We start from the raw sequence: 10,820 nt of genomic DNA on the forward strand, positions 1-10,820 counted from the left end.
GCTCAGCCCACGTCGAAGGCGTCCAGGTCGAGGGCATCGCTGGTCAGTCCTCGCGCCGTCCCGTCGAAGTACGTCGACCAGGTGCCCCCGCTGCGCTGGATCACGTCCTCGTCCTGGACCGTCCCGAGGCCGGGGACCATCGTCGAGGTGGGGCTGAACGACAGGTAGAAGCGGTTCGCGTCGACCCGCACGTAGCCGTCGACGTTGGCCGCGCCCGGGACCCCGAAGGCCGAGGCGTCCCAGATCCGTGCGAAGCCGGTCCCGCTCCAGTTGTAGAGGTCCGCATCGTCGGCGGCCCCGACGACGCCGGGCACCTTGGTGTTGCCCACGGTCGAGAAGAAGAGCACCGTGCCGCTGACACTGATCGCATCCAGGTCCAGCCCGGCCGGACTCAAGCCATGGGCACTCCCGTCGAACCACAGCGACCAGATCCCGTTGTCGAAGTAGACGACATCCTCGTCACCGACGTTGCCCAGCCCCGGGACAGCGGTGCTGGCCGCGGCAAAGGAGAGGTAGAAGTGGGTGGCGTCCACCCGGTCGTAGCCATCCACGTTCGCCACCCCTGGGAGCCAGACCGCGGAGGCGTCCCAGTCCCGGGCGAACGCGCTCCCGGTCCACCGGTAGACGTCGGCGTCGTCCGCCGCGCCAGGCACTCCCGGCGGCTTCGCGTTGCCGAGGGTGGAGAACCAGAGCTGGGCCTGGGGGGCGGCAGCAGTCACCGTGACGGTCACGGGCACAGCGATGCTCCAGTTGCCTGCGGCGTCCCGCGCGCGCAGCGCGAGGGTCGCCGATCCGAGTGGCCAGCCACTCACGTCGACGGCCGCAGAAAGGGTGTAGGGGCCAGGGCCGGAGATCGTCATCGGCGTCCCGTTCCCGGCGCCGGGATCATTGCCCGCGAACCACTCGGCACCGGCCAAGCCGGAGCCTGCCTCGAGTGCCTCGGCGCTCAGACTCACCAGGGTCGCGCCCTGGGTTGTCGCGGGCGCGACAGCGGCCGAGCTCAGAGCCGGTGCGAGCGTGTCGAGGACGAAGCCGGAGTTCACGGCCGGCCCCCAGTTGCCGGTTGCGTCCTGGGCGTGCAACCAGACGGTGTGCGGCCCGTCCGCGAGAGTGGCGAGCAGGCTCGACGGCAGCTCAGCGCTCATCGACACCGCTGCCGCCGGCGCCGCGACCTCGATCGGGGTCCCGGTGCCGTCAGCGCCGAGTGCGTCGACGAAGTACTCACCAGCGCTCACGTCCGAGCCACCGCTGAGGACGTCGCTGGCTTGGGCGCCGACCGAGATCGGGAGGCTGGCGGCCGCCACCTCCGGGTTCACGGCCATCGAGCTGACCGTGGGGCCAGCCGTGTCGGGCGCGTCCTGCAGCGATGTGCGGGCCGCGAGCACGTCGAGGCGTCCGTGTCCGTAGACGTCGTCCGGACCCGGCACGCCCAGGTCGACGGCGCTCCGCGTGAGGGCATCCCACTGCTGCTCGGGCGTCAGTGCCGGGGCACCTCCCAGCAGCAGGGCCAGGGCTCCCGCGGCATGCGGCGCAGCGATCGAGGTCCCCGACAGCGTCTGGTAGAAGCCGAATCGATCGGCGGTCCGGACGCCCACGCCGGGAGCCAGCAGATCAGGGAACGGGCGAGTGCGACCACCGCAGTCGGAGGCACCTCTGCTGCTTGCCGACCAGATCGTCCCGGTGTCGTTCACTGCTCCGACCGACAGGCTCTCGGGATAGTTTGCCGGGCTGACACTGGAGCTGTCGCCGGGACCGAAGTTGCCGGCGGCGAACACCGGCAGGATCCCGGCCGCACGCAACGCCTGCACGTCAGGCTGGTAGGTCAGGTCGCAGCCGGGTCCCGTGCCGAGCGACCACGAGCCGTTGACCACCTGCGGGGCGTCCGCCGTGCTCGGGTCGTGGTCGGGATCCAGCACCCATTGGAACGCCTGGTGAACGGCTGTGTCCGTGGCGCTGCCGTGGTCGTTGAAGATCTTGGCGGCGATCCAGCTGGCACCAGGAGCCACCCCGATCGAGGAACCTCCGTCGTCCCCGCCCAGGATGACGCCCATCGTCCCGGTGCCGTGCCCCGTCAGGTCCGTCGGCGTGGTCGGGTGTTCGCCGTACGGGTCGAACCAGCTGTTGGTGCCTCCACGCCAGCGGCCCGCCAGGTCTGGGTGCGACACATCCACCCCACTGTCGAGCGTGGCGACCACCACCCCCTGTCCGGAGTCCCCCAGCCCCCACACAGCAGGAGCCTGCACGGCTTCCACGTTCGGCTCCGCCGGCGCTGCCGCGGGCGCCAGCCGGGCCACATCGCTCTCGACCCGGAGGACGTCCCGCCGGGTCGCCAGCTCCGCGATCACGTCACTGGTCGCCGTCACCGACACCGCGTTGACGATCCATAAGGGGGTGACCTGGGTGACGAGGCCTTGCGCGACGCGGGTCCGCAGCCAGCGGCGCAGCGACACCTGGTCGGTGTCGGCGCGCGACTGCAGCGCGCGGACCAGGCGGCTGAGCCGGACCGCCCGGGTGCTTCCGGAGATCGTGGCAGGGTTCACCCGGCCGCGCAGCGTGACCACGACCGTCTCCAGGTCGCCCGAGGGCGCTGGTACGGCGGTGCCGGGCGAGGGCCAGATGACCTGTGCGCAGGCCACCAACAGGAGCGCGGCGAGCGCGAGCCTCAGCTGCTGGCTCATCGCGAGCTCCGGACCAGCACCAGCGGCGATTCCGCAGCTGCACCGGGGCCCATGCCGCCCGGACCATCGCTATGAGGCGGCCGGGAACGGCGGCGGCGGAACCCCACCACCAGCCCGAGAGCAAGCAGCAGGAGGGTCGCGAGGATGCTGGTCACCCTCCCGAGGGGATGGGCGAGCGCGGCGGCAGGTTCCGGCACGGCCCAGGCCGCGGTCATCACGCTGTCGGGGAGCCCTGAGCGGTGGGTGCGCACCGTTGCCGTCCACGCCCCGGGCTCGAGGGCCGCCGTCGATGCCTCGTAGCGGCCGGGCTCCACCGCGGGCAGAGCCACCGTCCGTTCCTCGCCACCAGGTCCGGTCAGGTCGACGTCGACGCCCAGCACGGGGGCAGGCTCCGGCTGGATCGTGGAACGCATGCGCAGGATCAGCCGATTGCGCCTCGGGCCGTCCGAGACCGCCTCGAAGGTCAGGAAGAGACCGTCCACATTGGCTGCCTGGGGTGCCGCGGGTCGGGTCGCGACCGCGATCTCTCGCGCGGTCGGCACCGAGGTCAGGACAGCAGCCAGCGCGACCGCGAGGATGAGCACCATGGCCTCGGCGGTGACCGTGCGGGCCAGTCCGCGCGGCGTCGTCGGACGCAGCCGCAGCCCGAGCACCGCGGCAACCCGGTCGGCGGCGGCCGGGTTGACCAGCAGCGTGTTGATGCCCGCCAGCGCGAGAGCCACCGCCACCAGGAGCACCTTCCCGGCCACGGCGGCGCCGTACACCGTGGTGGGAACGCTGCTGAGATCCGGTAGGTGATGGCCGGCCTGGAAGAGCCCGGTGGCGATCAGGACCACACAGGACACGGCAGCGCGCGGGCTGAACGCCCGCCACATGGCCAGGCGCGAGAGGTCGGCCGACCTCGCCGACCCGCGCAATGGGAGCACCGTGACCGCGAGCACCGCGAGTCCGCCGACCCACACCCCTGCGGCGAGCACATGACCGGCGCCCATCACCATGTCGAGACCAGAACCGACCGGCAACGACGAGGCGTGCCCGGCGCCCGAAGCCAGGAGGGCCGCGACCACCAGCGCACCGAGGGCGATCCGCGGAGCCGGGGCCGAGCGGCCGTGGGTTCGGTACCAGCGCAGCATCGCCACACCCGCGACCACGAGCGCCACCTCGCGCAGGATCCACAGTCGACCGACGTCCGTGCCGGTCAGGGTCAACCACGTCTGGCCCAACCACGCCGACGGTGCCGTCGTCGAGCCGCGCAGTCGCAGGAACGGTTCGGCCAATCCGGCGTACACCGCGACCCAGGCGGCAAGCGTCCCGACCAGACGGACCCGTTGGGTCACCCGGACGGGTCCTCCACCGGCGGCGAGCACCCGGCCTCCCACGGCGAGGGCTCCCACCGCCATCAGCAGTGCGGTCAGGTCGACCCAGCGCATGCCCACCAACGTCGGCGACGGGGCCCCGACCCCGTCGGAGGCGACCGTGTCCGGGCGCAGTCCGGCACCGAAGACGACAGATCCGGAGGAGGCATGACCGTCCTCGAGTGAGAGCGCATGCCAGTCCAGGACATACTGCCCGCGGGCGAGGGGTTCGGTATCGATGACGATCTTGACGTCACCGTTCTCAAAGACCGCACTGCTGGGCACTTCCAGCCCGTCCAGGGTGCGCAGTTGGAAGGTGCTGGCCGCGGCACCGATCCCTTCGTCGAACCACAGCGTGAGCGAGGTCCGGCCCTCCGCCACCATGCCGCCGTTCGGCGGGTCTGAGCGCACCGTCTCCGAGTGCGCCGAGGCCGGGCCGGAGGCCAGGAGGACGACCGCTGCGCAGGCGCCCAGAGCCGCACCGAGCCGACCCAGCAACCCCCCGGTCATGTGCCTACCCCTGCACCGCGAGGTGCTCGACCCGCGAGTCGCCCATCACCAGGGTGACCAGCGATCCCTGGTGGAGGGTGTTGTGCGAGTTCGCCATCAGGAAGAAGTAGGTCCCACCCAGCCGGAGCTCGCCGCCGTGCTTGTGCGGAGGCGAACTCATGCGCAGCGTGGCCCCGGTCGCCTCGTCCACCAAGGTGGGCGCGAGGTCGGTCTCGTGCAGGATGCGGGTCGCCTTGTCCGGATCGACCACCTGGAAGCGGAACTCCACCAGACCGTTCGCCGCAGTGACCGCGATCAGGTCGACCACGATCCCCTGCGTCGCGGACAGCCCCTGCATCGTCTGCAGCTCCGTCCCGTCGCGCACGTCCTCGGCCCGGCTGGTCCACCACATCAGGCTGAGGCCGAGCGCGAGGATTGCGGCGAGGATTGCCATCCAGCGGCGGCGACGCCGCCGGGGTGCCGGGGCATCCTCGGGCGGGGCCGGGGCCAGGACATCAGTGGTCACGGTGCTCTCCTCTGCGAGTCGCGGTCGGTCACGGGAGGTCGAAGGCATCGAGGTCGAGGTTCCCGGAGGTCCCCAGGCCATGGGCGGTGCCGTTGAAGTACGTCGACCACGCCGTGCCGCCCCGGTGTACGACGTCCTCGTCCTGGGTGGCGCCCAAGCCGGGCACCACCGTGGTGTCGGGTGCGAAGGAGAGGTACTGATGGGTGCTGTCCTGCCACACCAGCCCGTCCACGTTCGTGGCTGCCGGCAGCCCGATCGCCGTCGCGTCGACGACTCGGGCGAACGCCGTGCCGTTCCAGCTGTAGATGTCGGCGTCATCCGCGGCACCGGTGACTCCCGGTGGGTTGGTGTTGCCGACGGTCGAGAAGTAGATCGTCGCGCCCACGATGCTGATCGCGTCGAGATCCTGGTTGTTCGCCGTCAGGCCTCGTGCCGTGCCGTCGAAGTACGTCGACCAGGCACCGTTGTCGTAGTAGACGATGTCCTCGTCCTGCACCGTCCCGAACCCGGCGATGGTGACGTTCCCGGCGAAGGACAGGTAGAAGTGCGTGGCATCCACACGGTCGTAGCCGTCGACATTGGCACCGGCGGGGACCCCGTGGGTGCTGAGGTCGATGTCCCGGCTGTAGGCCGACCCGGACCAGCCGTAGACGTCCGCGTCATCCGCCGTCCCCGCCACTCCTGGTGGGTTGGTGTTGCCGGCTGTGGAGAAGAACAGCGGTCCGGTGACGGTGACCGGGACGTTGGTCAGCGCGCTCCAGTTCCCAGCCTGGTCGCGGACCCGCATCCGTAGCGTGGTGGTGCCCTCGCTGAGACTGCTCACGTTGACCGACCCGGTGAGGGCGTAGGGCCCCGCGCCCGTGACGCTGACCGCGGTGAGGGCGCTGGCGTTGCCTGTGCCCGGGTCGGTGCCGGTGAACCATTCCGCGGCCACCGGTGGCGTCCACGCATCGCTCACACTCGCCGACAGCGTCAGCACGGTCGCACCCTGCGTGGGGTTCGGCGTGAGACTGAAGCCGCTGGCGACCGGCGCCGTCTTGTCCACCAGCAGCACGCTGCTGGAGGTCGATCCCCAGTTGCCCGCGGCATCCTTGGCGTGGACATGGATGATGTGGTTGCCGGTGCTCAGCGCCTTGATGGTGGCCAACGGGAGGTCGGCGTACCCACCCTCGTTGAGGTCGTTGAAGAGGCCGTCGCTGGCGATCAGGGGAATCCCGGACCCGTTCGCGCCCACGGTGTCGATGAACGCCTCGGCCCTCTCGATGGTGCTGCCCGCGTCGACCATGGTGGTCACCGAGACCCTGACCGCAGGGATGCTCGCGCTGAGCGGAAGCGACCCGTTGTTCGGGTTGGGTGCGACCGACACCCCGGAGGTGGCGGGCCCGGTCTTGTCCACGGTGAGCTCGACCGAGATCGGCGTACCCCAGTTGCCCTGGGCGTCCTGGGCCTCGATCCAGATGATGTGCACACCCTCGGTGAGCCCGTTCACCGTGGCGGCGGGGATCGTGGCCGACAGGCTGGCCACCGGTGCGGCCTGGTTCACCGTCATCGCGATGCCCGTGCCCTGGTCGGTGATCAGCGGCTCGGCGTCGATGAAGTACTCACCGCCCTGCACGTTGGTGTTGCCGGACGCAGAGTCGTCCCCGGTCGCTGACAACGCGACACCCGCGGTGCCGTTGCTCACCCGTGGAGTCACCAGCGGTGACAAGGTGGTCGGGCCACCGGCGTCGGCGCCGGTCACCAGCACCGAACTGATCGGGCCCCAGTTGCCAGCAGCGTCCTGGGAGCGGACATAGATGACGTGCTGGCCGGTGCCCACCCCGGCGATGCCGGTGGCGCTCAGGTCCGCCGTGGGCGAACCGAACACACCGGGCAGGGGGGTGCCCGTGCCGGCCGCACCGACGACGTCGACGGAGTACTCCGCCGCGCTGACGTCGCCGTTGCCATGATCGGTGTCGTCGGCGATGGCGCTGAGTGTGGTGCCGTCGAAGGCGACCGCCCGCGAGACCGGTCCGGTCGCATCGTCGGTCGAGCCGTCAGAGGGCACGTCGATCGAGGTGTACATGCCACCGGGACCGCCCACGTTGCTGTTGTGCAACAACATGCTGGCGTCGTACACGGAGAGGGCCTGCGGGGCCTGGGCGGCGCCCGGGGCCGTCACGATCGCGTCGGCCGTCTGTCCGGGACCGATCGTCTCCGCGGCGTAGCGCCGTGCGTCGCCGAGCGCGTTGCCGTCCAGGGCGATGAAGCTCTGGCTGGCGCCGAGGACGCCCATGGAGTGGTACTGCAGGCCCGCGTTGACGTAGCGCAGCAGGACCTTGCTGCCACCGGTCGTGGCGACCGGGTCGGTGTCGGGGTGCGCTCGGCCGTTGAGCAGGGTGTAGCGCGGGGCGAACTTGCGCAGGTCGAACGCCGCCGGGTCGGCGCTGGTGTTCAGCACCGGGTCGATCTCGCTCATCACCAGGACCGCCTCGTCGTCGTACGCCGTCGAGGCGTCGGCGTAGGCCTGACCGGCGGCGGCAGGACGCACCACGAGCGCACCGTGCAGTCCGAGGGCTGTCTGGTACTGCGTGCCGGCGGAGAGACCGGCCTCGTAGAGGTAGGTGCCCGGGCGGCTCGCGACGAACGAGTAGAGCCGCTGAGCGCCGTTGGCCACGAGGGTGAGGTCGGGTGGGACGGGCTGGCCCTGGAGGTGCAGCGCACTGCCGACCCCGAGCTCGTTGTGCACGGTGACCTCCACCGTGTCACCGACACTCGCCTCGATCACCGGGCCGCCGGGGGCAGTCACGGCCGTCCCGGCCGCATTGCAGTTCGGCGCGGGGTCCGCCGGGGGCCGCGTGCAGTAGCCCCAGACGGGCACCACCTGGCCGCCCGGCAACGTGGTGGACCCGGTCACGGCGTACAGGTCGAGCGACACCGTGGCCGCCGCTGCCGGTGAGGCCGGTCCGAACAGCAGTCCAGCCACGGTCAGCACAGCGGTGCCCAGCACCAGGGCCGCAGATCGTCGGGTCCTCGTCGTGTGCGTCATCGTCGTCACCGCCCTCTCAGCCGCAGTTGTTGGGTTCGGGCGGATCGATCCGCATGTACGTGATGGGCCCGGTCATGTTCGCTCCCCAGGAGGTGATCTGGAACAGCGCGTGGTTGTGCGAGATGATGTAGAACTCCCCGCACTGGTTGAGCGTCGGCGTGCCGACCGGCAGCGTCTCCTTGCTGCCCAGATAGGGACTGCCGCTGTAGAACGTGCCGATCACCGAGTTGGCCAGGCTGGGGACCGTCACCGGCACCGGGTTGCCGACCGGGTCGTAGTCCTCCGCGTCGTACCACCGGAACAGCACGTCCCAGGTCTGGCCGGGCCCGATGTTGATGGCGAACTTCTCGAACGACAGGTCCTCGGCCGCCGCACCCTCGAGCGGGTTGCCGTCACGACCGATCACCAGGCCGTTGTTGCCGTGCGGGTGGAAGGGATAGTCCTCGGTCCCGACGTTGAGGTAGCGCGCCATGCCGGGCAGCGGATGGGTCGAGTTGTCGAACTCGTGGATCTGCGCCAGCGCCCCGTACGGCTGCGACGGCAGCCAGCTCGCCCCGTTGTCGGCGATGCTGTCGGGGAAGCCGCGGCCGTTGATGAGCCAGTAGCGCGGGTGGTAGTTGTTGATGTTGAAGGTCTTGCCCTGTTCGACCCGCTGGTGCTGGAAGGGATCGATCTCCGAGAGCAGGACCAGGAACTCCTCGCTAGCGGTGAACTGGCTGTCGGCCCGGTTGTAGGCATGGTCGGCACCCATGGCCGGCCGCACGATGAGTGCCCCGAACAGGCCCATCCGGACCTGCTTCTCCGGGTTGGTGCCCGACTCGTAGAGGAAGGTGCCCGGGTGGTCGGCCTCGAACGTGTAGGTGATCGTCCCGCCACTGGCCGCGGCCGTGTCGGTCAGGGACGTGACGTGTCCCTGACCGTCGACCTCGGGTCCGGCTGGCTCGCCGTCCGCGAGCACGTCGTTCTGGCCCGGGAACGCGACCGACACCGGCTCGGCGAGCGTGTTGTGCAGGATCACCGTCACGGTGTCGCCCTCGTTGACGCAGAGGACCGGGCCCGGGTGCTGGAAGTCGTCGAAGCCCGCGGAGTAGCCCCACATGAAGGCCGTGTTGCCGTCGGGCAGGCTGATGTAGCCGGTCTTCGTGGTGAGGTCGAAGATCGGGTGCGTGGCGTCTCCCCCGACGCCGGGGGTGCACACGATGCCGACCGATGGGGTGCTCGGCGGCGGTGCGGAGGTGGCGCTGGGCGAGGTGGCACCGGTGGCCACCAGGGCCGCGGCCCCCGCCACGGCGGCGACGGCCACCATCGCCCGGCGGCGGGACGTCCTGGGTGTGCGTGCTCTCCACATGGCGCTCAGACTCCCCAGTCGTTGGGATATTGCTGCGGCCCCACCGTGCCCGGTGGGAAGACCCTGACCTCGGTGGCCTGGCCTCCGAAGCCGCCGGGCGCGAGGTTGTTCGCACGCTGGTAGCTGCGGTTGAACAACAGGTAGGTGTCGTAGCCGTCACCGCTCGACCCGGACCCGCCGCTGAAGGTGGGCGCGGTGAACAGCGCGTCGTAGCTCTCACCCGGCCCGATGTTGAGGGTGTCGGTCTCGTACGACGTGTCCGTGCCGTCGCGACCGCGCATCGGGGTCGCGTCCCGCCCGACCACCCGCATCCTCAGCCCGCTCAGCGACATCGCCTGCTCCCGGAAGCCCAGGTTGGCGAACCGCAACGCGACCCGGTCACCCTCGTTGCAGCGCACCAGCGACGAGTGCGGCTGGTACTGCAACTCCGGGTGGCCGGTCGGCGCGATCAGGTCGCCGCCTGCGTCACGGACCGGGTGGAACGGGTCGATCGAGCCGTTCGGGGCGAGGGTGTCGGGATAGACCCGGCCGTTCAACAGGCTGAAGTCGGCGCGGTAGTCGCTCCACTCCGGAAGCTGGATGTGCGCGTCAGCCCAGTGCGCCTCGGCCCAGACCTCGGAGAGGAACATCGCGAACTCACGGTCGTAGCCCGTGGACCCGTCCCCGTCGTTGTACATGAAGCGGGTGAAGCCACCCAGGCTCTGGCCGTCCTGCAGCGGCCGCACGAACACCAGGCCGGTCATGCCCATGTGCACGTGCTCCACGTCCTCGACGTGGCAGTGGTACATGTAGGTCCCCGGATCCCGAGGGCGGTAGATGTAGGTGAACTGACGACCCGAGGGCACCGACACCGACCCGCTCGGCTCCCCGTCGAAGAAGGGGATCACGTTGCGGAAGCCGTGCCAGTGCAGGGTGTGGGCGTCGAACAGATCCGGTCGGAGCGCCAGTCCGAGGTTGGTGAGCTGCACTGCGAAGTCCTGCGGGTTCGCCGGGTCGAACTGGTCCACCCAGAACAGCGGTGCGGAGTGCTGCGCCTTGTTCTTCTGCGCCAGCCGCTGGGTGTCGGTCATCCCGGTGACGTTGCGGAACCCGAAGATGTAGGTCGTGAACGGATCGGGCGCCAGGACGTCGGGGTGGAACGGCGCGATGGCCGGTGTCCTCGGCAGGGAGATCCAACCGTCCGTGCCCGCCAGGTAGAGGTCCGGCGGGCCGGCCGCGCCCACTGCCGTCTCCGGCTCGAGGAACTTGCCGGCCCACGCCACACCACCCACCGCTGCAGCCCCACCGATCACCCGGAACAGGCCACGGCGGCCCATCCTCGGATCTGGCAGCGCAGCACCGCCCGCGATCTGCGGGTGCCTGTCGTGTGACGAAGCGTTCATGGGAGTCACCTGAT

General features: G+C 70.4%; 6 protein-coding genes. All 6 read right to left on the reverse strand.

The genetic code is table 11. The annotated features are described in order from the left end of the window. Positions 1-2: 2 nt before the first annotated feature. The 6 genes from AB7I40_RS04530 to AB7I40_RS04555 are packed head-to-tail and all read right to left on the reverse strand — an operon-like array spanning position 3 to position 10,806. On the reverse strand, positions 3-2,678 hold the full coding sequence (locus AB7I40_RS04530; RefSeq protein ID WP_428343852.1) for a S8 family serine peptidase: 2,676 nt from the start codon (positions 2,676-2,678) through the stop codon (positions 3-5). Further along, positions 2,675-4,543, reverse strand: a complete 1,869-nt coding sequence (locus AB7I40_RS04535) for a copper resistance CopC/CopD family protein (protein ID WP_428343853.1) — start codon at positions 4,541-4,543, stop codon at positions 2,675-2,677. Before AB7I40_RS04535 ends, AB7I40_RS04530 begins: the two co-directional genes overlap by 4 nt. Positions 4,544-4,547: 4 nt before the next feature. Continuing rightward, the gene (locus AB7I40_RS04540; RefSeq protein WP_428343854.1) at positions 4,548-5,048 is read right to left on the reverse strand and encodes a hypothetical protein; all 501 of its coding nucleotides are present in this window, start codon (positions 5,046-5,048) and stop codon (positions 4,548-4,550) included. A gap of 28 nt (positions 5,049-5,076) precedes the next feature. After that, the gene (locus AB7I40_RS04545; protein WP_428343855.1) at positions 5,077-8,076 is read right to left on the reverse strand and encodes a multicopper oxidase domain-containing protein; all 3,000 of its coding nucleotides are present in this window, start codon (positions 8,074-8,076) and stop codon (positions 5,077-5,079) included. A gap of 16 nt (positions 8,077-8,092) precedes the next feature. Then, positions 8,093-9,424: a multicopper oxidase domain-containing protein gene (locus AB7I40_RS04550; RefSeq protein ID WP_428343856.1), complete on the reverse strand. Its 1,332-nt coding sequence runs from the start codon at positions 9,422-9,424 to the stop codon at positions 8,093-8,095. Positions 9,425-9,429: 5 nt separating this feature from the next. Then, positions 9,430-10,806: a multicopper oxidase domain-containing protein gene (locus AB7I40_RS04555; RefSeq protein ID WP_428343857.1), complete on the reverse strand. Its 1,377-nt coding sequence runs from the start codon at positions 10,804-10,806 to the stop codon at positions 9,430-9,432. Positions 10,807-10,820 lie beyond the last annotated feature (14 nt).

Source organism: Nocardioides sp., assembly GCF_050246775.1.
Lineage (GTDB): Bacteria > Actinomycetota > Actinomycetes > Propionibacteriales > Nocardioidaceae > Nocardioides.

Excerpts from the sequence above, each read along its gene's own strand:
- AB7I40_RS04530 (WP_428343852.1), bottom strand. The coding sequence starts at position 2,678 with ATGAGCCAGCAGCTGAGGCTCGCGCTCGCCGCGCTCCTGTTGGTGGCC.
- AB7I40_RS04535 (WP_428343853.1), bottom strand. The coding sequence starts at position 4,543 with ATGACCGGGGGGTTGCTGGGTCGGCTCGGTGCGGCTCTGGGCGCCTGC.
- AB7I40_RS04545 (WP_428343855.1), bottom strand. The coding sequence starts at position 8,076 with ATGACGCACACGACGAGGACCCGACGATCTGCGGCCCTGGTGCTGGGC.
- AB7I40_RS04550 (WP_428343856.1), bottom strand. The coding sequence starts at position 9,424 with ATGTGGAGAGCACGCACACCCAGGACGTCCCGCCGCCGGGCGATGGTG.
- AB7I40_RS04555 (WP_428343857.1), bottom strand. The coding sequence starts at position 10,806 with ATGAACGCTTCGTCACACGACAGGCACCCGCAGATCGCGGGCGGTGCT.